The organism is Faecalibacterium sp. An122, from assembly GCF_002160895.1.
In the GTDB taxonomy this organism is placed as follows: Bacteria; Bacillota; Clostridia; order Oscillospirales; family Ruminococcaceae; genus Faecalibacterium.
In genome coordinates this window covers 108,225-134,915 of record NZ_NFLL01000003.1, presented here as the reverse complement: position 1 = coordinate 134,915, position 26,691 = coordinate 108,225, and the positions used below count along the sequence as shown (strand labels likewise).

24 protein-coding genes and 1 tRNA gene are annotated in these 26,691 nt (G+C 60.5%); 14 read left to right on the top strand and 11 right to left on the bottom strand.

Annotation, left to right across the window (positions count from 1 at the left end; genetic code table 11):
* Positions 1-19: 19 nt before the first annotated feature.
* Both B5E67_RS04055 and B5E67_RS04050 read left to right on the top strand, forming a co-directional pair.
* Entirely contained in the window at positions 20-2,083 is a 2,064-nt protein-coding gene (locus B5E67_RS04055; RefSeq protein WP_087383071.1) for an S-layer homology domain-containing protein, read from the top strand.
* A gap of 228 nt (positions 2,084-2,311) precedes the next feature.
* A complete protein-coding gene (locus tag B5E67_RS04050; protein WP_087383068.1) occupies positions 2,312-2,869 on the top strand; it encodes a hypothetical protein in 558 nt (185 codons plus the stop codon).
* A 196-nt stretch (positions 2,870-3,065) separates the two neighbouring features.
* Here B5E67_RS04050 and B5E67_RS04045 read toward each other — a convergent pair whose 3' ends face one another.
* The 3 genes from B5E67_RS04045 to B5E67_RS04035 form a co-directional block, all read right to left on the bottom strand.
* Positions 3,066-3,935: a DegV family protein gene (locus B5E67_RS04045; protein WP_087383065.1), complete on the bottom strand. Its 870-nt coding sequence runs from the start codon at positions 3,933-3,935 to the stop codon at positions 3,066-3,068.
* Positions 3,936-4,145: 210 nt separating this feature from the next.
* Positions 4,146-4,721: a glycerol-3-phosphate responsive antiterminator gene (locus B5E67_RS04040; protein WP_242956760.1), complete on the bottom strand. Its 576-nt coding sequence runs from the start codon at positions 4,719-4,721 to the stop codon at positions 4,146-4,148.
* 159 nt (positions 4,722-4,880) lie between these two features.
* Complete coding sequence (locus tag B5E67_RS04035; protein WP_087383062.1) at positions 4,881-7,436, bottom strand: ATP-binding protein; 2,556 nt, start codon at positions 7,434-7,436, stop codon at positions 4,881-4,883.
* Positions 7,437-7,888: 452 nt separating this feature from the next.
* On the opposite strand from B5E67_RS04035, the gene B5E67_RS04030 reads away from it, so the two are divergent.
* Genes B5E67_RS04030 through B5E67_RS04020 form a run of 3 tightly spaced genes read left to right on the top strand, consistent with a single transcriptional unit; the run spans position 7,889 to position 10,914 of the window.
* Entirely contained in the window at positions 7,889-9,322 is a 1,434-nt protein-coding gene (locus B5E67_RS04030; protein ID WP_087383060.1) for an NAD(P)/FAD-dependent oxidoreductase, read from the top strand.
* Positions 9,315-10,568: an FAD-dependent oxidoreductase gene (locus tag B5E67_RS04025; protein ID WP_087383057.1), complete on the top strand. Its 1,254-nt coding sequence runs from the start codon at positions 9,315-9,317 to the stop codon at positions 10,566-10,568. Before B5E67_RS04030 ends, B5E67_RS04025 begins: the two co-directional genes overlap by 8 nt.
* 1 nt (position 10,569) lies before the next feature.
* The gene (locus B5E67_RS04020) at positions 10,570-10,914 is read left to right on the top strand and encodes a DUF1667 domain-containing protein (protein ID WP_087363866.1); all 345 of its coding nucleotides are present in this window, start codon (positions 10,570-10,572) and stop codon (positions 10,912-10,914) included.
* Positions 10,915-11,041: 127 nt separating this feature from the next.
* Here B5E67_RS04020 and B5E67_RS04015 read toward each other — a convergent pair whose 3' ends face one another.
* The gene (locus tag B5E67_RS04015) at positions 11,042-11,608 is read right to left on the bottom strand and encodes a histidine phosphatase family protein (RefSeq protein WP_087383054.1); all 567 of its coding nucleotides are present in this window, start codon (positions 11,606-11,608) and stop codon (positions 11,042-11,044) included.
* Positions 11,609-11,892: 284 nt separating this feature from the next.
* Between B5E67_RS04015 and B5E67_RS04010 the strand changes: the two genes are divergently transcribed.
* Positions 11,893-12,606, top strand: coding sequence for a LytTR family DNA-binding domain-containing protein (locus tag B5E67_RS04010; protein WP_158098844.1), 714 nt, complete (start codon positions 11,893-11,895; stop codon positions 12,604-12,606).
* 109 nt (positions 12,607-12,715) lie between these two features.
* Here B5E67_RS04010 and B5E67_RS16080 read toward each other — a convergent pair whose 3' ends face one another.
* From B5E67_RS16080 to B5E67_RS03995, 3 genes are all read right to left on the bottom strand, one after another.
* Positions 12,716-14,005, bottom strand: a complete 1,290-nt coding sequence (locus B5E67_RS16080) for an ATP-binding cassette domain-containing protein (RefSeq protein ID WP_087383048.1) — start codon at positions 14,003-14,005, stop codon at positions 12,716-12,718.
* A gap of 3 nt (positions 14,006-14,008) precedes the next feature.
* Complete coding sequence (locus tag B5E67_RS04000) at positions 14,009-16,432, bottom strand: FtsX-like permease family protein (RefSeq protein ID WP_242956758.1); 2,424 nt, start codon at positions 16,430-16,432, stop codon at positions 14,009-14,011.
* Between the two features lie 474 nt (positions 16,433-16,906).
* Positions 16,907-16,983, bottom strand: a tRNA-Val gene (locus B5E67_RS03995).
* Between the two features lie 238 nt (positions 16,984-17,221).
* Here B5E67_RS03995 and B5E67_RS03990 point away from each other — a divergent pair.
* Positions 17,222-17,401: a FeoB-associated Cys-rich membrane protein gene (locus B5E67_RS03990; protein ID WP_087246361.1), complete on the top strand. Its 180-nt coding sequence runs from the start codon at positions 17,222-17,224 to the stop codon at positions 17,399-17,401.
* Positions 17,402-17,465: 64 nt separating this feature from the next.
* Here B5E67_RS03990 and B5E67_RS03985 read toward each other — a convergent pair whose 3' ends face one another.
* Positions 17,466-17,759: a SqdX protein gene (locus B5E67_RS03985; RefSeq protein ID WP_164488764.1), complete on the bottom strand. Its 294-nt coding sequence runs from the start codon at positions 17,757-17,759 to the stop codon at positions 17,466-17,468.
* A gap of 31 nt (positions 17,760-17,790) precedes the next feature.
* A complete protein-coding gene (locus tag B5E67_RS03980; RefSeq protein WP_087246360.1) occupies positions 17,791-18,000 on the bottom strand; it encodes a hypothetical protein in 210 nt (69 codons plus the stop codon).
* A 182-nt stretch (positions 18,001-18,182) separates the two neighbouring features.
* Between B5E67_RS03980 and B5E67_RS03975 the strand changes: the two genes are divergently transcribed.
* Genes B5E67_RS03975 through B5E67_RS03965 form a run of 3 tightly spaced genes read left to right on the top strand, consistent with a single transcriptional unit; the run spans position 18,183 to position 20,441 of the window.
* Entirely contained in the window at positions 18,183-18,806 is a 624-nt protein-coding gene (locus tag B5E67_RS03975) for an XRE family transcriptional regulator (protein WP_087383045.1), read from the top strand.
* Between the two features lie 12 nt (positions 18,807-18,818).
* Positions 18,819-19,511 (top strand): tRNA (N6-threonylcarbamoyladenosine(37)-N6)-methyltransferase TrmO, encoded by a 693-nt coding sequence (tsaA, locus tag B5E67_RS03970; RefSeq protein ID WP_087383043.1) that lies wholly within the window; start codon positions 18,819-18,821, stop codon positions 19,509-19,511.
* 3 nt (positions 19,512-19,514) lie between these two features.
* Complete coding sequence (locus tag B5E67_RS03965) at positions 19,515-20,441, top strand: LysR family transcriptional regulator (RefSeq protein ID WP_087383040.1); 927 nt, start codon at positions 19,515-19,517, stop codon at positions 20,439-20,441.
* 116 nt (positions 20,442-20,557) lie between these two features.
* On the opposite strand, the gene B5E67_RS03960 is transcribed toward B5E67_RS03965, so the two are convergent.
* Positions 20,558-22,273, bottom strand: coding sequence for a bacterial Ig-like domain-containing protein (locus B5E67_RS03960; protein ID WP_087383037.1), 1,716 nt, complete (start codon positions 22,271-22,273; stop codon positions 20,558-20,560).
* A gap of 304 nt (positions 22,274-22,577) precedes the next feature.
* Positions 22,578-23,693, bottom strand: coding sequence for a sn-glycerol-3-phosphate ABC transporter ATP-binding protein UgpC (ugpC, locus tag B5E67_RS03955; protein ID WP_087246356.1), 1,116 nt, complete (start codon positions 23,691-23,693; stop codon positions 22,578-22,580).
* Between the two features lie 139 nt (positions 23,694-23,832).
* Between ugpC and B5E67_RS03950 the strand changes: the two genes are divergently transcribed.
* The 4 genes from B5E67_RS03950 to B5E67_RS03935 all read left to right on the top strand — a co-directional run bounded on the left by B5E67_RS03950 (position 23,833) and on the right by B5E67_RS03935 (position 26,599).
* Complete coding sequence (locus B5E67_RS03950) at positions 23,833-24,666, top strand: AraC family transcriptional regulator (protein ID WP_087383034.1); 834 nt, start codon at positions 23,833-23,835, stop codon at positions 24,664-24,666.
* A gap of 83 nt (positions 24,667-24,749) precedes the next feature.
* Positions 24,750-25,181: a MarR family transcriptional regulator gene (locus tag B5E67_RS03945; protein ID WP_087246354.1), complete on the top strand. Its 432-nt coding sequence runs from the start codon at positions 24,750-24,752 to the stop codon at positions 25,179-25,181.
* Between the two features lie 109 nt (positions 25,182-25,290).
* Complete coding sequence (locus tag B5E67_RS03940; protein ID WP_087383032.1) at positions 25,291-25,983, top strand: MATE family efflux transporter; 693 nt, start codon at positions 25,291-25,293, stop codon at positions 25,981-25,983.
* Between the two features lie 37 nt (positions 25,984-26,020).
* A complete protein-coding gene (locus B5E67_RS03935; protein ID WP_087383029.1) occupies positions 26,021-26,599 on the top strand; it encodes a cytidylate kinase-like family protein in 579 nt (192 codons plus the stop codon).
* The last annotated feature ends 92 nt before the right edge of the window (positions 26,600-26,691 follow it).

The window sequence follows — 26,691 nt, the reverse complement described above, 5'->3', positions numbered from 1 at the left end:
CAGGGAGGAAATACAGAAGATGAGAAAACGACTTTGCTCGCTGCTGCTGGCGGTCTGCCTCGCATGTACCATGCTGGTGATCCCCGCCTCGGCCAGCGGCTACAACACGGCGGTTCAGACCGCCCTGATCCTGGGCGGCCTGACCTCCGACCAGGCCGCCAACCCCGAAACCTCTTTAACCCGCGGTCAGCTGGCGCAGCTGCTGGTAGCCTTCTCTCCCTACCGGGAGAGTGTCACGTCCCAGGGTACGACAGGCACCCTGTTCTCGGACGTGAACGGCAGCGACGCGCTGGCTCCCTATATCCGCATCGCAGTCCAGCAGGGATGGATGAGCGGCTACACTGACAGCAGCTTCCGCCCCGACAACACCGTCACCCTGGAGGAGGCCTGCGCCGCTGTCCTCAACCTGCTGGGCTATGATGTGACTACCCTGAGCGGCACCTTCCCCACCGCCCAGTTGAATAAAGCCAATGAGCTGGGCCTGCGGGACGACCTGCCCTGCACCCAGGGCGAGATCCTCACGGTGGAACAGGGCGCCCAGCTGCTCTACAACGCCCTCACCGTCCAGAACGCCGACGGCCAGCTCTACGCCGACACCCTGGGCATCACCATCACCGACGGCCGGGCGGATGTCTCGTCCATCCTGATGGGCAATCTGAAGGGCCCCTTTGTGGCTGCTGAGGGCACCCAGCTGCCCTTCACCACCACCGCCATCTACCGCAATGAGGAGGTCTCCGCCTCCGCCGAGCTGAACCAGTACGACGTCTACTACTACAACGAGAACACCCAGACCGTCTGGATCTACACCAAGAAGGCCGCCGGCCGGATCACCGCCGTAGGCCCCTCGGCCAGCGCCCCCACCACCGTGACGGTGGCCGGCACCGAGTACACCATCGGCACCTCGTCGGCTGCCTCGGTCCTCTCCTCCCTCAACGGCGGCGGCGTGGGCCAGGTGGTCACCCTGCTGCTGGGCATGGACGACGAAGTGGTCCGGGTTCTGACCGGCGAGCAGGCCGACCAGGTCTTCTACGGCGTGGTCCAGACCTCCTCCCGGAGCCTGGTCGAGAACAACGGAGCCGACGTGCTCCAGAGCGTCACCGTCGCCTGCAGCGACGGCGTCACCCGCACCGTCAACGTGGATAAAGACCTCAACTTTCCCGCCGGCTGGCTGGTCCAGATCACGGTGGACGAAAACGGCGAGAGCGTCAAAAGCATCGACGAGAAATCCACCAGCGGCACCTTCAACGACACAGCCACGGCTCTGGGCGGCATGACCCTGGCCGACAACGTGGAAATTCTGGATACGACGGCGGAGGGTGTAGCTGGGACGATTCGTCCCAGCCGACTAGCGGGGGTCACACTGAAGGGTGACGACGTCCGCTACTACACCACCAACGAACAGGGCGAGATCGACCGCCTGATTCTGGACGACGTCACCGGCGACCTGTGGACCTACGGCGTCCTGGACGACGTGCGCAACCTGGTGAACATTGTGGACGACAGCTCCGACACCACAACCACCACCGACAGTCTCAGCAGCCTGGCCGACAACGTCCTGCCCAGCACCAGCGAGATCCTCTACAGCATCATCGACGGCAGCATCGTCAGCACCCTGTGGGAGAGCCTCACCAGCAGCCCCAGCAGCATCATCAGCTACCTGCTGAATGTGGCTTCGGACAACACCAGCGGCGTCCTCAGCAGCGTTCTGGGCTACCTGGGCAAGGGCGCCAACTACGTCTGCTACATCGACGGCGAAAACACCACCCTGCAGACCTCGGTGAAGTATCCGGTGATTGCCGGCGGCATCGCCGTGGGCAAGAGCGCCAGCGGCACCGTCAAATCTATGGTCCAGCTGATGCCGGTGATGGTGGATCAATTGGGCGCGGCCTCGGTCAAGAGCGGCGACACCCGCTATGAGACCGCTGATGATATGCAGGTCTACCTCTGGTACAAAGGTCAGTACTTCCCCACCACCCTGTCCCAAATCAACACCGAGGACTACTATCTGATCGGCTGGTACGACAACTTTGGCTGCACCGCCGGCAACAAGATCCGCGTTCTGGTGGCAGTCCAGAAGAACTGACACCTCCTCCGCACAAAACTCAAGGAAAAGTCCAGGTTATATCAAGCCTGGCTCAAACACAACGTGGTATCCTGTGAGTGAACAATCCGGGAACGAGGCGGCGTAAAAACCTGCATACCGGAAAGGTGGTGATGCGGCCGCACAAGCGTTCCGCCCTTACAATCCGTCCCACACATCCACACACGCAACGAAAACGAACCCCTTACGGGGAGAAAGGTGAGAAAACGTATGAAAACCATGATGAAAACCCTTGCTATGCTCAGCCTGTCTGCCTGCATCCTGGTGGGCGGCGCCGTCTCCAGCTTTGCCGCCGGCACCAGCCACTACACCGCCAACATCCTGTCCCACCAGACCAACTCCTGCGAGGGCACCCAGTGGGCCGAGATGGTGGTCCGCTTCAGCAGCCCCTATGGCGCCACCCAGACCTACACCATCTGCGGCGAGTGCGGCGACGTCAACGGCGTCAGCACTCTGTCCAAGGTCAGCAACGCCACCGCCAACTTCAGCGGCCTGAAGATCTACCAGGGCACTCTGGACAACGGTGAGCGGATCATGACCGTCTCCTGCCTGAGCTCCGGATACACCGCCCTGACCAATGTCTCCGCCAACGTGATGATGCCCAGCTCCAGCATCGAGGGCTACGACCTGTATCTGGTCAACGCCGATGGTTCCGAGACCAAACTGGATATCTCCACCAGCAGTGCCTGGAGCGGAGATGACTGGGCTCACTTCGACGTCTATATGGACGGCGGCACTGCTCTGATCCGCATGGTTCCCCAGGCTTAACCCTTTTCTTTAACACACTTCCCTGTCAGGAAACAGTCGGTTTAAACCGGATATTTCCGGTTTACGGGCCGCCGCGCCAAGGGCAACGGGCGCGGCGGCCCGGTTTTTTGTGCCCGCATTTTCCGGCAAAAAAGGCGGGATGCCTCTCCTTAAGAAAGACAACCCGCCAGGGCAATTGATTTTGATTGATTTTCCCTCAGCGGGGGCCGCCCACCCAGAACAGGGCAACGGTGCCGGGGCCGCTGTGGGCGCCGATGACCGGGCCGATATCGCCCTGATGCAGGTCGGTGACACCCAGAGCCTGGAGCTTGTCCATCACGTACCGGCAGTCCTCCGGGCAGTCGCCGTGACTGATAAAGACGGTGCCGCCGGCGATGTCATCGGCAGTGGCCTGGAAGTGCTTGACCAGAGCATCCAGGCTGGCGCGGCGGCCGCGGACCTTTTCCATGGCGATCAGGTGGCCCTCGTCGTCCACATGCAGCACCGGCTTGATACCCAGCAGGGTGCCGGCCACGGCGGCAGCGCCGGACAGGCGGCCGCCCCGCTTGAGGAACATCAGGTCATCCACCGTGAACCAGGCGCAGACCCTGGGGGCCAGCGCCCGGGCATAGTCCACCGCCTCGTCCAGGCTTGCGCCTTCCAGCCGGCGGCGGCCCACCAGATAGACAAACAGGCCCTCGCCCATGCTGGCCTGGAGGGAGTCTATGCTGACGATCCGGCGGCCCGGGAACCGCTCCTGCAGCATCCCCGAGGCCACGCAGCTGGCCTGATAGGTGCCGGACAGGCCGCTGGAAAAGGACAGATACAAAATGTCCAGCCCCTGTTCCAGCACCGGGGTAAAGGCTTCTTCATATTCGGCCAGGGAAACCTGGCTGGTGGTGCAGGTGCTGCCTGCCCGCAGTTTGTCATAGAAGGCGTGGGAGCTGATCTCCCGCCCGTCGGGGTAATTCCGGTAATCCTGCCCATCCAGATGGAAGGTCATGGGCAGAACCTGCAACCCCGCCTGCTCAATCAGGGCCGGGGTCAGGTCGCCGGTGGAATCGGTGAAAATCACATAGGTCTGCATACGTTTTACACTCCTTTCACGAGGTTTCGCAGCAATTTTTGTTCGCTCGTCCATTCCCGAGAGTGAGTGTAGCACGGTTTTTTCACTGCGTCAAGCAAAATCAGGTCGCATTTCCGCCTCTCTTTTGAACCGAAACCCGGTCCCCTGCCCGCCGGATCACCCCACCAAAAAGCCGCCGCCCCACCGGGCAGCGGCTTCTTTTGCGGGAATTTACATGGCCCAGACCTGGGGATTGGTGGTGGATACCGCCACCGCTCCGGCTGACAGAGCGGTGATGACGTCCTCCTTATCCTGAATCAGGCCGCCGGCAATCACCGGCCGCCGGATACTCTGGGCCACCCGATGGATGGCCTTGGGCATCAGTCCGGGCAGCACCTCCACCACGTCGGCCGCTCCCGGGCTGAACTGTTCCATGCTGCTCATGGCCTTGGAATCCAGCAGGAAAAACCGCTGGATGGCCACCAGGCCCAGCTCTCTGGCCCGCCGGGTCAGCTGGGCCTTAGTGGAGATCACCCCATCCGCCGCGGTGGTCCGGGCGATGAAATCCGCCGCCACCTCCTTGGGGGCCAGGCCCTCCACCATATCCAGGTGCACAAACACCTGCTTGCCGCTCTGATGCACCCGCTGGGTCAGCTCTCCCACGCTGAGAATGGTCCCATACAGCAGGAAGATCACCCCCACGTCGCTTTGGAGCGCCTGCTCCAGTTCCTCGTCGTTCTTCACCGACGCGATGATGGGCTGGCTGCTCAGAATTCCCAGCAATTCCTCTGTCTTCAAATCATCCACCTCACTTGCTTGCTCCAAACGAAAAAGCCCGGCGCAAACCTTTCCCCGGCTCACCTCGGGCTCTTTCTTCCGCTCTCCAGAGCGCTGGCTGTCGGGGCCTCAGGGGTTTTGCCGCCGCCCCCGGGCCCCGGATTGTGTTCTGTTTTTCCCCGCAGCGTTTCACCCTTTGGACGCCGGCGCATCGCCGTCCCGCTCCTGGATCGCCTTCTGCAGCACCTGGCCCAGCAGGTGGAAGTCGATGGGCTTGGAGACGTGGCCGTTCATGCCGGCCTTGGTGGTGCGGTCAATGTCCTCCGCAAAGGCGTTGGCCGTCACGGCAATGATGGGCACCCACTGGGCATCAGGCCGGTTCATGGACCGGATGATCCGGGCGGCCTCGCAGCCGTCCATTTCCGGCATCTGCATATCCATCAGGATAACGCCGATGGAATAGGGCGCCGCCGCCGAGAAGAGATGGACCGCTTCTGCGCCATTGGAGGCGGACAGGACCTCGGCCCCGCACATGGTCAGGATCTCGGTGGCAATCTCCATATTCAGCTCGTTGTCCTCCGCCAGCAGAACTTTCCAGCCCGACCAATCAAAGGGCTGCTCCCTCTGGGGCCGGACCGCAGCCGCCGGGCCGCCGGTCTGGGTCTTGACCGCCTCCAGCGGGAGGGTGACGGTGAATTTGCTGCCCTGGCCCAGGGCGCTCTCCACCGAGATTTCGCCGCTCATCTGCTGGACCAGGCTCTTGACGATGGGCATGCCCAGGCCGGTGCCTACGGTGGGATGGACCGTAAACGCCGTCTCCCGGCTGTAGGGCTCAAACAGATGCTCCAAAAAGCTGGGTCTCATGCCGATGCCGGTATCCTGCACCACAAACTGATATTTGCTGTGCTGCTGGAAATCAAACTGCCGCGCTTCCAGCCGGATGCTGTCGCCGGGGTTGCTGTACTTGATGGCGTTGGACAGCAGGTTGTTGATGACCTGGGAGATCTTTTTGCTGTCGCCCACCACCCGTGTGTCGGTCAGGTCCAGGCTGTAGGTAAAGGTTTTCCCCGCCGCCTGGGCTTGGTCGTGGAAGATCTCGGCGTTGTTTTCCAGCAGTTCCTTCAGGTCAAACTCGGCCTGCTGCAGGTTGTCCTTGCCTGCCTCCATCCGGGACAGCTCCAAAATGTCGTTGATGAGGGTCAGCAGCTGATTGCCCGCAAAATCAATCTTGCGGATATAATCCTGCACTTTGGCGGTGTCGCCGCTTTCCTGGCTCTTTTGGGCCAGGCCGCAGTAGCCGATGATGGCGTTCAAAGGGGTGCGCATATCGTGGGACATGCTGTTGAAGAAGTTGGACTTGGCCTTGGTGCTCTTGCGGGCCGCCTCCAGGGCGTCCTGCAGCAGAATCATGTGCTGCATCTGCTGGCGGCGTTCGGCGTCCACATCCCGGAAGCAGAGGGTGACCTCATCCTTCGCAATGTTCTTGTCGTACAGGGTGCGGATATTCACCCAGCGGTAGGTATCCCCGAACCGGCGCTGATAGTCGCCGCCGTAGTCGGCGATGCCCTTGTCCACCCGGCGCTGGATTTCGGCCAGGGAAAAGCTCTGCTCAAACTCCTGATAGGTGCTGAACTTGACAAACTTGCGGATGTACTCCATCAGCTCGCTGTAGCTGCCCCGCTGGGGCAGGGTCGCGCCCTCGTCCTCCTTGAGCTTGATGGCCTCATAGCTCTCTTTTTCAAAGTTCACCCGGAAGATGGCATAGAAGGAATCCCCCAGCATATGGATGGCGTCATCCGCCTTTTTCATCCGGTAATCCTGGATGGTATCCCGGATGGTCAGCGCTCCCAGCAGGACAAACATCACTGCCGCAATGAAGGCGATGACGTAGATGAACACGTTCTCCTCGCCCAGTAGAATCAGGTTGAAGGGGATGGTCATAATGACCACCCAGCCGTTGCTCATCTGATGGAAATAGGTACCCCGCTCGTCCCCCACATAGTCGGTAAAGGTGGCGTCATATTTCACCAGCGAGCCGTTTTGGATGCCTTCCAGCAGATACCGGGCATTTTCCCGGTCATGGCTCTGGTCCCGCTGCCAGGGGGTCTTGGCATAAATCAGCTCGCCGTCCCCGGTGCAGAGGTAATAGGAATATTTCTCCGGCATGGCCAGCGCCGAATTGTGCAGGGTGGGATTTTCGATGTAGACATCCATCGCCATCACATCCCCCGGCGTCTCCAGCGCCTTGGAAATGGTCATCACCAGCTTGCCGGTGATGGCGTCGGTATAGACCTCGCTGCACACCACTTCGCCCCGGGCCTCGATGGCCTTGGTATACCATTCGGTGGAGCCAAAGTCGTAGTCCTCATCTCCTGACCACGGGTTGGCCCTGATGCTCTCCCCGTTGATGACGGCATAGGGGTCCACCATGTTCTCCCCCAAAATATCGGTCATCTTGACAAAATAGCCCTGGAGCCAGCTCTGGATCTCCTGGCCGGTGCCGCCCCCGGCGTTGATCTCCTCCACATACTGGCTGGCCAGCTGGGCGATCCGCTGCAGGTTGGTGATGTTGACTTCTTCCTCCAGAGCGTAGCTCTCGGTCAGAGCCATGCCCAGATCCTGGGCGTTCTGCAGCAGTTTGATCCGCACCAGCACAATGCTCAGAACCAGCAGCAGGGCCACAAAGAACAGCACCAGAAAACTGATGATGCGATTGGAAATTTGGGGAATCTTATGGTGTTTCATCTCTGTTCACTCCTCGTCGGGTACAGGCTGCCCCGTCCGGCCGGCGCCGCCGGCGTCCACAAGCGGACGCCCGGGTGGTTCCGGTCTGTGACGACCCAATCCATATAGCCTCCCTTTTCATTATTTTTGCACAAAACCGCAGAAAAGACAAGTAAAAGCTTCAAAAACCACATCCTTTCCCCGCCCTGGACCGGCCGTCCCGCCCCTGCCGGGGCGGCCCGTACAAAGACTGCCCGGTCTTTTTGTGCAAGAGGTATAATTTTCCATTTTGACCCGGCCGGGCCATTGAATTTTTGCGTTTTGTGTGCTATTGTAAAAATACAAATGTGAATATTCCAAATGCTAGATTTGTGTGAGAGATTGAGAAGCGCAAGGCAAACCATTTTCTATGGGGTGTCCTGCGCTTTTTTGTCTTTATCCAGCCGCCAAAGACAGAAATCGAGGTTTTGCTTATGTACGATGTACTCATCATCGGCTGCGGCATTGTGGGCGCCGCCGCGGCCTTTGAGCTCTCCAAATACCAGGTCCGGGTGGGCATTCTGGAGAAGGAAAACGACGTGGCCAACGGCACCACCAAGGCCAATTCCGCCATTCTCCACGCCGGCTACGATCCCCTGCCCGGCACCCTGATGGCCCGGCTGAATGTGCGGGGCGTGGCTCTGGCCAGGGAGCTGTGCCAAAAGCTGGACGTCCCCTATCGGGCCTGCGGCTCGTTTGTGCTGGCCTTCACCCCGGAGGAGTGCGCCACCCTGGACACCCTCAAGGCCCGGGGCGACGCCAACGGCGTGCCCGGCCTGGGAATCCTCACCGGCGACCAGGCCCGCAGCATGGATCCCCAGCTGTCGGACCAGGTACAGGCCGCCCTCTACGCTCCCACCGCCGCCATCTGTTCCCCCTGGGAATACTGTCTGGCGCTGGCGGAAACCGCCGTCCGCAACGGGGCCCGGCTTCATCTGGAAACCGAGGTCACCGGCATCGAGAAAACCGGCGGCGGCTGGCTGGTCCACACCAGCCAGGGGGATTTCTCCGCCCGCTATCTGGTGAATGCCGCCGGCGTCCACGCCGACGCCGTCCACGACATGGCCGCGCCCCATGCATTCACCATACGGCCCAGCCGGGGCGAATATTATCTGCTGGACAAGGCCGAGGGCAGCCGGGTTTCCCACACCATCTTCCAGTGCCCCAACCGGAACGGCAAGGGGGTTCTGGTGAGTCCCACCGTCCACGGCAACCTGATTGTGGGCCCCAACGCCGCCCCGGTGGAGGGCGACGACACCGCCACCACCGCCGCCGGGCTGGACTTTGTCCGGACCACCGCCCTGAAATCGGTGCCGTCCATTGCCTTTGGGCAGTGCATCCGCAATTTTGCGGGGGTCCGGGCCAATACCGAAATCCACGACTTTATTTTGCAGGAAAAGGACGGCTTTGTGGACGCTGCCGGCATCTGTTCGCCGGGCCTCTCGGCGGCGCCGGCCATTGCAGAATATCTGGTCCAGCTGCTGAACGACGCCGGCCTCGCACTGGAACCCCGGCCCGACTTTGTCTGTGAGCGGCACCGCACCCGCTTCAAGGAACTGTCCCCCGCCCAGCGGGCGGACCTGGTGGCCAAAGAACCCGCCTTTGGCCGGGTGATCTGCCGCTGCGAGACGGTAACCGAGGGCGAAATCCTGGAGGCCCTCCACGGGCCCATCCCGCCCCGCTCGGTGGACGCCGTCAAGCGGCGGGTCAACGCCGGCATGGGCCGCTGTCAGGGTGGCTTCTGCGGGCCCCGGGTGGTGGAAATCCTGGCCAGGGAACTCCATCTGCATCCGGAAGACATCCAGCAGGACAAAAAGGGCACCTGGCTGCTCTGGGGCGAGACGAAGGGAGGCAGCGCTCATGTATGATCTGATTGTCATTGGCGGCGGCCCCGCCGGGCTGGCGGCCGCCTGTTCCGCCTGGGACAAGGGCCTGCGCAGCATCCTGATTGTGGAGCGGGACCAGGAGCTGGGCGGCATTCTGAACCAGTGCATTCACAGCGGCTTCGGCCTGCAGTATTTCAAAGAGGAGCTCACCGGCCCCGAGTACGCCGCCCGGTTTGTGGACCTGCTGTCCCAGACCGGGGTGGAGGTGCGTCTGGACACCATGGTGCTGGACATCACCCCCCAGCGGGAGGTCCACATGGTGGGCAAAACCACCGGCTACCGGGTGGAACAGGCCCGGGCCATCGTGCTGGCCATGGGCTGCCGGGAACGGACCCGGGGCGCCATCTCCATCCCGGGCACCCGGCCCGCCGGCGTATTCACCGCCGGGGCGGCCCAGCGCTATGTCAACGTGGAAGGCTACCTGCCGGGCAAGCGGGTGGTGATTCTGGGCAGCGGCGACATCGGCCTGATTATGGCCCGCCGGATGACCCTGGAAGGAGCCAAGGTGCTGGCCTGCGTGGAGGTGATGCCCTATTCGGGCGGCCTGAACCGGAACATTGTCCAGTGCCTGCAGGACTTTGACATCCCCCTGTACCTCTCCCACACCGTCACCGACATCCGGGGCAAAGACCGGGTGGAACAGGTGGTGGTCAGCCAGGTGGGTCCCGACCGCAAGCCCATTCCCGGCACCGAGATGATCTTTGACTGCGACACCCTGCTGTTATCGGTGGGCCTGCTGCCCGAAAACGAGCTGACCCAGCAGGCCGGCATCGCCCTTGATCCCCGCACCCGGGGCGCGGTGGTCTATGAAAACATGGAGACCTCCATGCCGGGTGTCTTTGCCTGCGGCAACGTCTGCCACGTCCACGATCTGGTGGACTACGTCACCGCCGAGAGCCAGCGGGCCGGCGCGGCCGCGGCCGCCTACTTGATGGAGGACGCCAAACACGAAAGCCGGGTCATCGAGATCCAGAACGGCCCCGGCGTCACCTACACCGTTCCCCAGCACATCCGGCCCCAGCGGGTGGACAAGAGCTGCGGGCTGTTCTTCCGGGTCAACCGCATCTGCAAGGACTCGGAAATCCTGGTCACCAGCGGCGATGTTCCCATCGCCCGCTTCAAGCGGGAGCATCTGGCCCCCGGCGAGATGGAACACATCACCCTGCCGCGGGCCCTGCTGGACAAGGCCGGCCCCACCCTGACGGTATCCATCCGGGAGGTAAACTGATATGAAGGAACTGATCTGCATTACCTGCCCTCAGGGCTGCCACCTGAAGGTGGACGATGAAAACGGCTACACCGTCACCGGCAACCGCTGCCCCCGGGGCGAAGCCTATGGCCGGGCCGAGCTGATCCATCCCACCCGGATGGTGACCTCCACCGTCAAATGCACCGGCGGCAGCCGGCCCCGCTGCCCGGTCAAGACCAGCGGCCCGGTGCCCAAAGACATGGTTTTTGCCGTGGTGGCTGCCCTGGATGCGGTGGAGCTGACCGCCCCGGTCCGCATCGGGCAGGTCGTTCTGGCCAACGTGTGCGGCACCGGCGTGGACATTGTGGCCACCAAGGATATCTGACCCCCATCCAGACACAAAGAAAAGTCCAGACTGTACCGTCAGCGGTACAGCCTGGGCTTTTTCTGTCTTCGGGGCGCACAGCGCCGCCGGGTTTGTTTTTAGAACCGCACCATAAGCCGGCAGCAGCTTACAGCTGCTCATAAGAGCGGATCTGGACGCAGTTTTGATTTTCGTCAAAGGTACATTCCACGATCCAGGGCATAACGTCTTTGATCCGGACGAAGTCGTCGTACCCAAACCCGGGACGGTAGTAATGGAGGATGGTGCACAGCGCCGTCCCATGGGTTCCAATCACAATGTTTTTGCCGCGGTACTGTTCCAGAACCGTTTTCAGCGCGGCTATGTTCCGGTCCTGAACTTCCTGGAGGCATTCGCCGCCGGGCCGCTTATAAGAGAAGTCCGCCCACTGTTTTTGGGAGAATGCGGTGAAGTCCTTAATCCAGCCCTGGTCCACCTTTCTCTCCCGAAAGTCCTCGACGGTCCGGACCGAAAGCCCATACCGGTCCGCAAAATCCCGGACGGTATCCACCGCCCTTTTATAGGGGCTGGAAAGAACCGCGTCAATCTGCCTCCGGGCCAGAAAAGCAGTCACACGCTTCCTGTCCTCCAATCCCTTGGGAGACAGCTCCCGGAGCCTGTCGTCACGGCTATCGTAATTCGGCTCCGCATGGCGCACAAAAAATATCGTTGTCATTGCATCCTCCATGTCAAGTGATGCTTTTACTGTAGCACAGAAAGCCCCCTGTGTCACGCCTTTGTTGTGCAAGCGCCTTTTCTTTTTTCATGACGGAAAAAGCGTTGTTTGCTGCATTTGGGTTGAGAAACGCTCTTTTTGTGTTACAATCAAAGCAGCATTTATCTTTTCAAGCGAAACTGCTTCCATGATGGCGGCTTTTCGAACACACGGGCGGGAGGATTCTGCATTTTCCCGGAATCTTGTGTCGGACAGCCATCATGAACCCCTGGGAGGGATGGAACATGAAGATTCTGGTCTGTGATGACGACCAGAAGGCCCTCGGCCGGGTCACTGCGCTGCTGGCTGAGCCCTGCCGGAAGATTCAGGCCCAGCTGACGGCCACAGAGCATCCGGAACAGCTGAAAGACCTTTCCGGGTTTGATCTGGCTTTCCTGGATATCGACATGAAGGGCCTGAATGGGCTGACCCTGGCGCGGCGGCTGCGGGCCGCCCGGTCGGACGCAGTCATCGTCTTTGTGACAAACTTTATCCAGTACGCCCCCGAAGGATACGAGGTACAGGCGTTCCGCTATCTGCTGAAACCCACCCTGGAGGAAAAACTCCCCGCCTGTTTCTCCCTCGCCGTGGAGGAGATCAAACGCCGGCGTCAATCCATCGTGGTGCGGTCCGATGGAAACATGGTCGAGCTGCATCTCCGGGATGTGCTCTACTTTGAGTCCAATCAGAGGATTGTCACCGCGTTTCTGTCCAGCGGCGAAAGCGAACCCTGCCGCTTCTATGCCAGCCTGACCGAATTGACCCGGCAGCTCGAAGATGCAGGGTTCCTGCGCATACAGCGCAGCTATCTGGTCAACATGGCGTATATTCAACAGTTCCAGTACGGCTCTGTGGAATTGCAAAACGGGGTGCGGCTGCCGGTCAGTGCCAAAAACTATGCCCAGCACAAACAGCAGTATCTGCTGTGGAAAGGGCAGACGACATGGAGATTTTTCTGAACCATAAGAAAGCAGCCATTCCCTTTCCCCCTGTCATCTCCCGTTGAAGAAAACCCGACAAACCAACCAAGCGCCCGGCTCTTTGCAGAGCCCGGTGCTTGTATTGTTTTCAGATGAGCGGCAGCTCGCCTGCAAACTGGAACCATCCATCCCCGTACTGCATGGCGCAGTCGCCTTTGTATTTCTGCACCATGGCTTTCACATTGGGCAAGCCGAAGCCATGGAGTTCGGGGTGGGGCTTGGTGGTGGAGATTTGGCCGTCCCGGATGGTCACCGGCAGGGACGTATTGCGGACCGAGAAGAAGAAGCTTTTCTCTTTCAGGGCCCGCACCTCGATGATCCGGGGCTGTGGAGCCTTCTCGCATGCCTCGACGGCGTTGTCCAGGAGATTGGACAGCAGAACCGTCAAATCCGCCGGATCAAAGGGCAGCTCCGACAGGTCATTGACCTCGAAACGAACTTCCACGCCCCTGGACTCTGCCGCACCGGCTTTGACGTTAAACAGGGCGTTCAGGACAGGATGGCGGCAGTCCACCAGAACCAGCCGCCGGGCCTGGCGCCCGGAGACTGCCTGCAGGTATTCCTGCGCGGCAGCATAATCCTGCTCCTGCATGAGCTGGCCCAGGACATCCAGCTGCGCCTGAAATTCGTGGGAGGCCCTCCGCTGGGCCTGGTAAAGTTCCCGGTCCGACTTTGCACCGCCATCCGGATGTTCTGCCGGAATCCAGTCCGAAACAATCCGCCCGTCCTCCATCTGCAATACCCGATCGGCCGACCGGGCCAGGTCCGGGTCGTGGGTCACATACACCACCGTCTGGTGCTGTTCCGACGCCACCGTCCGCAGCATGGCGAAGACTTCCTCACTGTTCCGGCGGTCCAGGTTGCCGGTGGGCTCATCCGCCAGCACCACCGCCGGCCGGGCGATCAGGGCCCGGGCGATGGCAGCCCGCTGCTGCTGCCCGCCCGAAAGCTGGCCGGGCTGCCGGTGCAGAAGCTCTTTCAGGCCCAGCCGCTCCACCAGAAAGTCCAGATACTCCCTGTCCGGCTTTTGGTTTTCCAGCATCAGAGGCAGGAGGATATTGTCCCGGATGGTGTACTCGGGCAGCAGGTGGAACGCCTGAAACACAAAGCCCAGCCGGGTCCGCCGCAGCCGCGCCAGTTCCTCGTCCGGCAGAGAATACAGGTCCTGTCCTTCCAGAAAAACCTGTCCTCCGGTCGGAACGTCCAAACCTCCCAGCGCCTGCAGCAGGGTGGATTTTCCGCAGCCGCTTTTGCCGATGATGGCGGTGAAACTGCCCCGCTGAATCTCCACATCCACCCCCCGCAGGGCGTGAACTGCGCTGCCGTCTTTTCCATAGACCTTGGTCAGAGCTTTTGCTCCCAAAACAATCTCGCGCATGGTTTAGACCCCCTCCTTCAGGTTTTGCATGGGGCTTTGCTGGATGGTGCGGACCAGGGGCCAGAGCTGGAGGCACAAAACCACCAGAAGATAACCGAAACAGACCGCTGTGTGCAGGGTCCAGGGATATTCAGCCGCCCGCATGGGCAGGGCGGACAGGACGTAAATGTCCCCTCGCTGTTCGGTTATCAGCTGGGCGCTGGTGAATGACCAGAGCAGCGCCACCGCTCCGTTGCCCAGAACCAGGGCTCCCAGCCCCGCGGCCGCCCCCTGCCGGAGGCCGCTGCGCCAGAACATCCGCCGGGCTGCCCCTTCCGCCTGGAACAGGCCCACCCGCTTTTGCTGGTTCTGCCAATACATCTGGAACAGATTCCACAGCAGGAAGAATGCCAGGGCCACGCTGAGAACGCCCGCCGCCCCGCTGAGGAACGCAGAGGCAGAGCCCTCCTGAAAGAGGCGGTTTGCGGTTTCATATCCGTTGGAGCGCAGCACACCGCCCCGCCCTGTTGCCAGAGAAGCAATGGACTTCTGGGTGGCATAGGAGGCGTTCTCGGCCAGGCGGACATTGATGGTGGTGTAGCCGTAGCTGGTCCCCACCTCATCCGCCCAGAGCTGACGGCCCAGAGTCTCGCTGCAGAAAACGCTGTAGGCGGTCAGAAACATTCCGTTGGCGGCCAGCATCCCCTCCGGCAGGGCGCTGAAGCAGCCCCCGATGGTCATCTCTCTGGCGGCCTTGCCGCCGTTCAGGACCGGGTAGTGCAGGGTCATCTGTTCCCCGGTGAAGTCGGTGGTTTCTCCGATCCACTGGGTTACCCCTGCCTCGTTCAAGGCAAACGTCTGGGTATAGAGCAAAACGCTCTCGCCCCGGAGAAGGCGGTCCATGTCCACCTCGCTCAGGCAGGCCTCTGCCAGCTGCCGGAGGTCCTTCTCCGGCAGGGCATAGACCCGGGTCTCCACCGTGGATTCATCCTGCATCCGGAAGGAGGTGACGCCGCTGGGCTGGTTCATGTAAAGGGTCCAGTAATCCTCCCGGGCAAAGACCTCCCCGGTCAGCCCGCTCTGGAACGGCAGATCGGTCCGGGCGGCGGTCTGTTCCACATCCGGCAGGCGGTCAAGATCCTGCATCAGGCCCTCGGTCAAGGCATCCCGCCCCGAGAGGATATTCACGGCGGCGTTCTCTGCCTGCCGCTGATAGGGCAGCATCTCCCAGGCGGCCAGAAAAACGCAGCAGAGAGCCAGCATCAGGCCGGCCGCATTCAGGACCACCACCCGCAGCGGCATCGGGGAAAGCAGCCGCACCTTCCGCCGGAGTTTTACGTTTTTCTGGGGCAGATGGGTCCGCTTTTGCCCCGCCTGGCGCGCCGCCGGCAAAAGCATACCGGCCAAAACCGCCGCGCTTCCCAGCGCCAGGGCCCCGCAGAGGGAAAGGACCGGAAGGGTCAAACAGGCCGCCTGGCCCTGAACCGCCAGCCCGGCCAGGCAGAGCAGCAGACCCAGCACTACCCCCAGCGGCAGGCTGGCCGCCAGAAGAAAAAGCGCCTCCCACAGACAGATACGGAAAATCATTCCCTTGGCTGCGCCGATCATCCGCAAAGCGGTCCATCCTTCCTCCCGCCGCCGGAGCTGGATGGAACACATGCCATACACGGCGCAGAGGGTCAGAAAGGCGCAGCCTGCCACAAACACCGCGAGCCCCTGACGGGAAGCCGGGTCCTCCGGGTAAGCATAGGTATTTTTGACCCAGGTGGGGTCCTGCGCGCCGTCCAGATACGGGACCACAGGAACCGCCCCGTCATAGCGGCAGAGCAGCTGGACGGCAGGCCGCCAGCCGGCGGGCAGTCCTTCGGTCCCGGAAAGGACCGCATCCACCGGCAGATTGCCATCCACCGCCCAATAGGCATCATAGGAGGGCAACACGCCGCAGAGGGTATAGCGGAGGGCGACCGGGTCGCCGTCGCCGTTTGCTGCCCAAAACGAAACCGTCTGCCCCAGCTCATAAGAGGCCCCAATACCGTCCAGCACCGAGGTGGTCATGGCGATTTCGGATTCGTTCTGCGGCAGGCGGCCGCTCAGCAGTTCCAACCGGCCGCAGGAAAAATACCCGGCATCCGCTGTGCCCAGCGCACCGAAGGCCAGTCCCTGTTCATTGACCAGAAAAGCGTACTGTTCTGCCCGGCCCACGGCGGCGGGGTCTGTCTCCTGGATGAACTCCGCCGCCTCGGATTCGCTCAGGGCGTAGCGCGCAATCTGCCACTCGCCATAGATCGACTTGCGGGTCTCCTCCATGGCCACCGCACCGCTGCTGTCATAGCAGAGCATAGCCGTCATCAGGGCAAACGCTGCCGCCAGGACACAAAGCATCATCCCGGTGGCTCGCCGGCGGCCTTTCAGGCCCTTCCACGCAATGTTCGAAAAGACAGTCCGCATTTCATCCACCTCGCTTTTCGATTGCCGGGGCGGCAATCCTCCACCATTCGGCTCACCGCCTTTCATCGTCTGATGGGCGGCTGTGTTTTTATTACAGTATAGCATAGAAAAAAGCAAAGTCATCGAAATTGCAGCAAACGCCGAATAACTGGTACTGAAGTGAAGACAAGATATTTGAAGCGGACCACTGGGCCAGACATTCTGGATTTCTACCAGAGCGAGGAAAGCAAACAATACAGGGCCAAATTATTGAACGGCTCCAAACAAAATTCCCAGGGCCCGGCAGATGCCGGGTGTATAGCAAAAAAGCAGGTACACCCTGTTTCAGGGTATACCTGCCTCGTTTTCTGGTTTGCCTCAGACGGAAGCCCCGCCAATGCGGAGCACTTCATCCATAGACACCGAAAAGCCAAATACGCCATTCCAAATAAAAAAATTGCTCGAACACCCTAAAGTGTTCGAGCAAGTCTCTAATGGTGGAGAATTAGGGACTCGAACCCCAGACCCCCTGCGTGTGATGCAGGTGCTCTAACCAGCTGAGCTAATCCTCCGAATCGGAACAGGCATATTATAGCATGAAGGCTGAAAAATTGCAAGCCCTTTTTTGCATTTTGGTCCAAAAATTTTTCCTGTTCCGCAAAGCGACGTTCAGTCGGTGTTTTTTGGGGTCAGGCATTGCCCCCGGGGTCAAAATCGTGTATACTAGAAGCCATCCGAACCGCTCCGCAGGCCCTGGCCGGCGGAATTCGGGCGGTTTGCTCCATCTCACACAGAAAAGAGGTTGTTTCTATGCTGACGGTGCGCGGGATCATCACCCTGGTGGTTCTGATCGTTCTGTTTGCCCTGGCGGTGGTCTGGATCTCCAAAAATGGCGGCTGGAAGGGCGAAGGCTGCGGCGGCAACTGCGCCTCCTGCCACCAGCGCTGCGAATCCCCCCGGACAACGGACAAAGATCCCCCTCAGACCTGACACCACAAGCCCCTGCCCGGCCTCTGCGCCGCCGGCGGGGGCTTTTCTGTTGGCTGCCCCCGGCCTACAGCGCCCCTTCCTGGGCGGCGTAGACCGCCAGGGTGCTCATCAGGTCGGTGTTGGCCTTTTGATAGGTGGTGCGGCCAATGTGCAGTTCTTCCAGTACCTGTTCCTCAGTCCGGTGGCGGCGGTAGCGCTCCTTCAGGATGCCCGCCCGGATGGGGTCCCTGCGCTCATAATAGGCCGCGGTGCGGCGCAGCGCCTGGGCCCAGCTGAGGTTCCGGGGATCGGTCTGGCGCTCAATCAGTTTCCAGTGCCACAGCGCCGCGCGGCACTTCTGTCGGTCTTCAATGGTCATGAATCCCCTCCCATTTTGGATGATTTTCAATCTACTTTAAGTACCAGAAACACCGGGTCTGTTCCTCCGGGCTGAGGCCCAGAAGAACGCTCAGCCGCTGGGCTTCGCTCAGCTTGAACTCGCTTTTTCCCTCCAGTTTGTTCCGCAGCGAGCTGTCGCTCATCCGCATGGCCCGGGCCAGATACTTCCGCTTATAGCCGCTGACCTGGACCCTCTGATTCAGTCGTTCACGATCAATCATTCTGTGCCTCCTTCTCAAGTTGTTTGGTTGATTCTCGATCTACTTGCAAGTCTACCACAAAGGTGATTTATTGTCAACATCTATTGGGTATTTCTCTGAAAAAGTTGATTTAAATGCAATTTTATGGTATACTCAGGGTGCAAAACCCATCGTTCACCCTGCAAACAAAAGGAGGCATTCCCATGTCGGTCCTGTCGGTCCGCATCCGCCAGAGGCGGGAGGAGCTGGGCATGAGCCAGGAAGAACTGGCCGCCCGGATGGGCTATCGGTCCAAATCTTCCATCACCAAGATCGAAAAGGGGATCAACGACATCCCCCAAAACAAGCTCGAGGACTTTGCAGCCGCCCTCGAGACCACCACCGCCTGGCTGCTGGGTCTGGAGGCGGAGGCCGTCCCGGTCCCCGCCGGCTTTGAGCCCCTGCCCCGGATGACCCAGGTGCCCCTGGTGGGGTCCATCGCCTGCGGCACCCCCATCATCGCCGAACAGAACATCGAGCGCTACATCGGCGTTCCCGCCGACTGGCACGCCGACTTTGCCCTCACCTGCCACGGGGACAGCATGTCCCCCACCATCCGGGATGGGGATATCGTCTGCATCCGGCTTCAGCCCGAGGTGGAACAGGGCGAGATTGCGGCGGTGCGCATCGGGGAGGAAGCCACCCTCAAACATTTCCACCGCCAGGGGGACACCGTCATGCTGCTGGCCGACAACGCTGCCGTCTGCCCGCCCATGATCTATGCCGGGCCCCAGCTGGCCGAAATTCAAATCGAGGGCAAGGCCGTGGGCCTTTGCCGCAGCTTATAAGGAGGTGTTTCGATGGCAGACCAGGATTTTGTCCTCCATCCCATCGCCCACATCGAGAGCGATTTCGCCGATAAATTCGGGATTCCCCGCCAGAGCGGCCTGGTGGACGCGCTGCGGGCCCGCATCGTCTTTGAGCCGGAATACCGGGACTCCAGCGCCTTCCGTGGACTGGAACAGTTCAGCCACGTCTGGCTGCTGTGGCAGTTCACCCAGGCGGTCCGGGACAAGTGGTCCCCCACCGTCCGGCCGCCCCGGCTGGGCGGCAACACCCGGGTAGGAGTGTTTGCCACCCGTTCCCCGTTCCGGCCCAATCCCATCGGGCTGTCCTGCGTCCGGCTGGAAACCGTCCAGCAAGACCCCGTCCTGGGGCCGGTGGTGTGGGTGCGGGGGGCCGACCTGCTGGACGGCACCCCCATCTACGACATCAAGCCCTATATTCCCTATGTGGACAGCCATCCCGACGCCGCCGAGGGCTACACCGCCCAGACCCGGACCTATCATCTGGCGGTGGACTGTCCCGCGGAGCTGCGGGCCATGCTGTCTCCCGCCCAGTGGGAGGCTCTGGCCGGCGTACTGGAAAACGATCCCCGCCCCTCCTATCAGAACGATCCCGAAAGGGTATACGGGATGCGGTTTGCGGGGTTTGAAGTCCATTTCACGGTGGCGGAAGGGGTTCTCACCGTCCGCCAGATCACCAGGGAGTGAGCCATGGAACTGCGCAACATCAACACCTTTCTTCATGTGGCCGAACTTCACAGCTTTTCCCGGGCGGCCCGGGAGCTGGGGTATTCCCAGTCGGCGGTATCCAGCCAGATTGCCCTCCTGGAGGAGGAGCTGGGGGTGCCGCTGTTTGACCGGGTGGCCAAGTCGGTCCGTCTCACCGACGCGGGCCAGACCTTTCTGCAATACGCCCGCACCCTGCTGACCACTGCCCAGCAGGCCAAAGCGGCCCTGCAGCCCACCCCCGAGGCCCACGGCACCCTGCGGGTGGCCATTGCGGACAGCCTGTGCAGCGCCCTGATGCCCCCGCTGCTGGAACAGTTCCACGCCCTGTGTCCCCGGGTAGAGGTGAGTTTCATCACCTCCAACACCCAGACCATGCAGGATCTGCTTTCCTCCAACCGGGCCGACCTGGCCTACACCTTTGACCTGCCCCTGACCAATCCCTCCAACCGGGTATTTCTGGACGAGCCGGAGTCCTGTTGTTTTCTGGCGCCGGCCGGGCATCCATTGGCGGGGCGGAACGACCTGGTTCTGGCCGATCTGGCGGGGCAGGAGTTTCTTCTCACCGAGCGGGGCATGAGCTACCGCGAGGCTCTGGAACAGCTGCTGGCGGCCCGGCAGCTGGCGCTGCGGCCTTATCTGGAGTTGGGAGATGCCGCCCTGCTGTGCCGGATGGTAGAGCAGGGGCTGGGGCTGAGTTTTCTGCCCCGGTACATGGTGGAAACCTGTCTGACGGGGCGGGCGGTACCATTGGAGGTGGCGGACTGCCGCATCGAGATGCGGCGGCAGCTCTTTTGCCACAAGGACAAGTGGATCACACCCCAGATGGAAATTTTCATCTCCCTCTGCGGCCGCCAAACGGCGGCGGGCAATTCCCCCATCCCTGCGGGATCGCCCCAGTGGGGCTCTTAAGACACAGATTTATCCATCAAGAGAAAACCCCTGCTTCCACAGAGGAGCAGGGGTTTTATTGCAGGCAATGTTAAAAACCCCGCCCGGAGTGGGGCGGGGTAAAACGCTATGGATTATCACTTGGAGAGGGTGGGCAGACTGTTTTTATCGCCGTCCTGAGCAAACTTCCAGCTAATACCTTCTTCACTCAGTTTTTCATTCATACGCTCTACAGCCTCTATCCAAGTAACACCATCTCCAACTTTCGTTGCTCCAGTATGGGCAGAGTTATTGCCGACACCCCAGCCATGTTCGGCGGTTCCTTCCTTGATGGTTCCTGCCCAGTAGCAGGCATTATAGCTACCACCATCGTCGTATCCAATCACACCGCCGGCATTACCTTGGGCGTTGGAGATATTTACATTACAGGAAGCATAACAGGCGGTAACCTGCGAAACAACGTTTCGTCCAACTACACCACCGGCATAAATATTACCAGTGCCATCTCCAGTTATAGCACCACCCGTATGATAACAGGCAATGACATAAGAGCTACTCATGTTACTTCCGACAATACCGCCGACTCGGCCAGCTTGGCCATCGCCGGTTACAGAAGCTGTCGAGGAACAACCAATAATTTTTGCTTTAGAACTGCCGCCTACCACGCCGCCAACGCTGAAACCCAAACCCTGCCCGTTTCCGGTTACAGTGCCCGAAACCACGCAGTTTTCAATTGTGCCGGTGCTGTATCCCGCCACTGCACCCACATACTTGCCGCGGTTTACGGATACTTCTATGTCTACATCTCTCAGCTCCAGGTCCTTCACCGTTCCAGAAATCTGGGCAAACAAACCAGCCTTATTGCCGTCCGTATTCCTGATCTTCAGCCCGGAAATGTATTTGTTGTTGCCGTCAAAAGTACCGGCGAAGGTTGAGCTGATGGGGGTCCAATCGCTCGTGAGGGTGATGTTATCGGTCAGGGTGCAGTTGAGGTAGGGGTTATTTGTCGCCGCTTCTGCCCAGGCTCTCAGGCCATCTTCGTTGTACACAGAATAGCCGGTGATATTGCCCTGGCTGTCGGTTGTTGTGGTATAGCCGGGGTCTGGGCCAACGGTGACCGTAACCGTTGCGGTTTTAGGAATGTTGCTTTCCTCATAAGTGATGGTTACCGTTATACTTCCCTCGGTCTCAAACTTTTCGGGCGAAACGGTATAACCAGTAACTTGCTTGGAAGTCGAATTACTATAATAAGCCGTGACAACCATACCGTTCCGATCAAAGGTTTGCCCTACATGGTATTCTATCTTGAACTTGCCGCTCACCGAAATTTCGGTCAGTACCACCGGTCCATCCTCTTCATCATCCTGGTTGGACCGGCCTGCTTTCACCACGGTTACATCCACGGCAACATAATAGCCCCCGTTTTCCTCCACCATGGAAACATGGGCCTCATACTGACCGTCTGAGGGCAGGGAACCAAAAATCCTGCTCCATTCAGCCATGGCCTGCCGTGCCGCCGCATCGGGGTCTGTGCCCAGCTGAAAAACAACATCCAGCGCATGATCTCCCTGCTGTCCGTCACCAAGCCTTGTAAATTGAATGCTGCTTCCGGTCAGATTCATGCTGTTGATGATCCGAGCAAGGATTTCCTCCTCGGTGCCTCCCTGGTCTACCGCTTCTCGCAGAGCTTTTTCCAGATCGGGGTCACTGTCAACCGCAATATTTTTATAGTAACCGTCCAGCAAATCCAGGATAACCTCCGTCAGGGGGCCGCTTCCTCCACATCCTGTCAGTACCAGGCACAGAGCCAGGGCCACCGACAGCAGCACAGCCATACATTTTTTGAGACACATTTTCCTTCCTCCTTCTGATTTTTGTTCGGCAAAGTGTACTTTTCCGAACAATTTCAGAGGAGAAATTCATTCTCTTGATGTATTGCTATTATGTAGAATTTTTGTTATAATTTTAGCAAGAAACTCCATGTTTTGCCCGTTCGGAAAGGTACACTTTTTCGAACGGGTTTTCTTTTCCGCAGACACAGAAAACCGCCGGCACAACGTGCCAGCGGCTTTCTGCGTTAGGAGAAGCTTACGTCTCTATGATGAGGGGATCTATGACAGATTCAGTGGGTCCCGCACAGGCGGGGCCAGGGCCGTCTTAGTTCAGGACGGTCAGCTCGGTCTCCACGTCGAAGACATGGACCTTGCGAGGATCGAAGGCAACGCGGACGGTATCGCCATGGCGAGCCTTGGAGGTGGGGGACACACGAGCGGTCATCTTGTTGCCCTTGTAGTCCAGGTACAGGTAAATCTCGGCGCCCATCATTTCGGAAACCTCGACCTCAGCGTTCAGCTGGCAGTCGGTGTGCTTTGCCATAAACTCGGGCTCGTCGTCGATATCCTCGGGACGGATGCCCATCTTGACCTTCTTGCCGACATAAGCGTCCAGCTTGCCGTCAGCGGTCTTGTCCTTGGGCAGGGGAACGATGTCGCCGCCCAGGTCGATGCCGTACTGGTCGCCCTTCTTGGTGACGGTGCCGTCCAGGAAGTTCATCTGGGGGCTGCCGATGAAGCCTGCGACGAAGGTGTTGCAGGGGTAATCGTACAGGTTCTGCGGGGTATCGACCTGCTGGATGATGCCATCCTTCATGACGACGATGCGGTCGCCCATGGTCATAGCCTCGGTCTGGTCGTGGGTAACGTAGATGAAGGTGGTAGCCAGCTTCTTGTGCAGCTTGATGATCTCGGTGCGCATGCTGGTACGCAGCTTAGCATCCAGGTTGGACAGGGGCTCGTCCAGCAGGAAGACGGCCGGGTTACGGACCATGGCGCGGCCCAGGGCGACACGCTGACGCTGACCACCCGACAGAGCCTTGGGCTTGCGGTCCAGCAGGTGCTCGATCTCCAGGATCTTGGCGGCCTCGTGGACGCGCTTGTCGATCTCATCCTTCGGGGTCTTGCGCAGCTCCAGGCCGAAAGCGATGTTCTTGTAAACAGTCATGTGGGGGTACAGAGCGTAGCTCTGGAACACCATGGCGATATCACGATCCTTGGGAGGAACGTCGTTGATCAGGCGGCCGCCGATGTACATCTCGCCCTTGGAGATCTCCTCCAGGCCGGCGATCATGCGCAGGGTGGTGGACTTGCCGCAGCCCGAGGGACCGACGAAGATGATGAACTCTTTGTCCTGGATCTCGAGGTTGAAGTCGGTGACGGACGGGGCGGTAGCGCCCGGATAAATCTTGTAGATGTGCTGGCAGCTAATCGAAGCCATGGTGTTGCCTCCTATATACAATGGACGGTGTTTCAAACGTTCTTGGATGGCCCTTGACGGGGCTCTCACTTGCTGGTACTATAATAGCAGATATTTTTGTGATATGATATAGCATTTTATTGATTAGAGGTGTCGGATATTGATTTATCATTGGGAATCCACCGCCGCCCTGGCTGCCGTGCGGGACGAACAGACCGACGCCCCCCTGATCCTGTCCGGCGAAGGGCTGTGGGTCTGTCTGCTGTCCAGCGGCAGCTGCACCGCCGCCATGGGGGATCTGCCGGGCTCTCTGCCCCCGCTTCCCCCCAAGCCGGTGGAGGCCGGCGGCCTGATTCTGAGCCGCGGTCCCCTGGTGCTGACACCGTCGGGCGAGTGTCATTTTCTCTGTCTGATGCTGACCGGCTCGGCCCCGGCCCAGATGCTGGCCGGCCTGCCGGAACAGCCCTTTTCCGCCCGGGGCGAGACCTGCCCCGGCGCCGCCGAGCTGATGGGCCGTCTGGCCGGAGAGGAAGCCGGTTCCAGCCGGTCGGTGAGCCAGCAGGTCTTTACCCTGCTGTGCGAGCTGGCCACCGCCGACAGCGCCGCCCCTCCCCTGCCCCCGCTGGCCGCGGCGGCCATTGAGGACATCCGCCAGAACTACGCCGGCCTCTACGGCGTGGAAGAGCTGAGCGAGCGGCTGGGCGTCTCCAAAAGTCATCTGATCCGGGTATTTACGGCGGCGGTGGGGGTACCGCCGGGACGCTATCTCACCGGGGTGCGGATTGAAGCCGCCATGAAGCTGCTGCTGCACCGGGAATACAGTCTGGACGTGGTGGCCAGCCTCTGCGGCTTTTCGGGAGCCAACTACCTGTGCCGGGTCTTTAAAAAGGAGACCGGCCAGACCCCGGCCCAGTGGCGGGCCGCGGCGGCCCGCACCGCCATCGCCGACCTGTCCGCCGACGAGCGCACCCGCGAACAGGAAATGTTCATCTGACCCCTGCGGCCTTGACAAACGCTGCAAAGGGTTTATAATATGTAATTGGTTACCTATTTATGAGAGGTGGGACAAAACGGACTATGATGCCTTTTGGTCTGAAAATCGCCATCATCAACCGGGCTTTCCGCAAGAAGCTGGACGAAAAAGCCGCCGCCATGGGGCTGACCTCGGTTCAGCTGCGGGTGCTGGGTTCCATCAGCCGGCTGGAGGCCGCCGGTGCGGCCGAAATCCACCAGAACGATCTGGAACGGCTGGAACACGTCACCCACCCGGCCATGACCAAAATGCTCCAGCGCCTGGAGAGCAAGGGCCTGATCTCCTGCACCCCCAGCGCCCAGGACCGCCGGTACAAGAAAATCACCTGTACCGACCAGTCCGCCGGCATCCACAAGATGATTCTGGAGCAGGACGCGGAAGTCTTTGCCGAGCTGTGCCGGGACCTGACCGACAGCGAAAAGGCGGCCTTCAACGCCCTGGCCGACCGGATTCTCCAGAACATCGACGCCGAATAACCCCAGACGCCTTCCCGGGCGGTGTGCGGTGGAATCTTCCCTGCACACTGCCTCCTTTTTGCCCTAATAGGTAACCAGTTACTTATACAGTCAAAGGAGAGTATGAGAAATGGAACAAACGACACCCCAAAATCAAAGCCCCTTCGCCACCGAGCCCATTGGCCGGCTGATCGCCAAGTTCGCCATCACCATCGTCATGGCCCTGACCAACAACCTGCTGGTCTCCTACAGCGCCCAATCGGTCTACGGCTCCGAAATCCCTCTGACCGCCACCGGCATCGTCATGAAGGTGAACCAGATTCTGATTTCCATTCTGGTGGGCATTTCGGTGGGCACTCAGCCGATCCTGGGCTACAACTACGGCGCCAAAAACTACACCCGGGTCAAAAAGGCCCTGGACATCGCCTTTGTCCTGTCTGAGATCGTCTCCATTGTCGCCTTCCTGATCTTCCAGTTCACCCCCATGACCATCGTCTCCCTGTTTGGCTCGGAGGAAGGGCTGTACAACGAGTTCGCCGTCATGGCCTTCCGCATCTTCCTGCTGCTGTGCCCCCTGACCGGCTTCCAGACGGTGGTGGCGGTCTACCTCCAGGCGGTGGGCAAACCCATCAAGTCGGCCATCCTGTCCCTGGCCCGTCAGATCATCTTCTTTGTCCCTGCAGCCCTGATCCTTCCCCGGTTTCTGGGCGTCACAGGCGTTCTGTGGACCGGCCCCGTGGCGGACGGTCTGGCCTTCCTTCTCTCGCTGGGCCTGCTGCTGTACGAGCGCAGCCTGCTGAAAAAGGCCGAGGCCGCTGCCTGAGCCTGTCCCCCATCCCATGAAAGGAGCACATCGCAACATGAAAAACCGAGTCATCACCATCAGCCGTGAATTTGGCAGCGGCGGCCGCACCATCGGCAAAAAGACGGCGGAAGCCCTGGGCATCCCCTGCTACGACCAGGAACTGATCCAGAAAATCGCCGCCGAGAGCGGCTTTCACGAGAGCTACGTCCAGGACGCGGCAGAGGACTCCACCGGCGGCTTTCTGGCCTCTGCCTTCGCCCATCATCCCCAGGGCCACAGCAACGCCGACGACCTCTGGAAGATCCAGTACAAGATCATCACCGAGCTGGCCCAGAAGGGCCCCTGTGTGATTGTGGGCCGCTGCGCCGACTACATCCTGCGGGACACCGCCGACTGTCTGCGGGTGTTCATCCACGCCGACCCGGCGTTCCGGGCCGCCCGGATTGTCCGGGTGTACGGCGAGCGGGAGGAATCCCCCCAGCAGCGCATTCGGGACAAGGACAAGCGCCGGGCCGCCTATCACCGGTTCTACACCGACATGAAGTGGGGCCACGCCCAAAACTACGACCTGACCCTCAACAGCGGCACCCTGGGCATTGACCGCTGTGTCCAGCTCATCACCCAGCTGTATTGAGCCCAGGCCCCGCCGGGCGGCACAGGTTTTCCCGCCGGGCGGGGTTCCAACCGGTATCCTTGGGGCCGGACTCTGCACGGCTCCTTTGGATT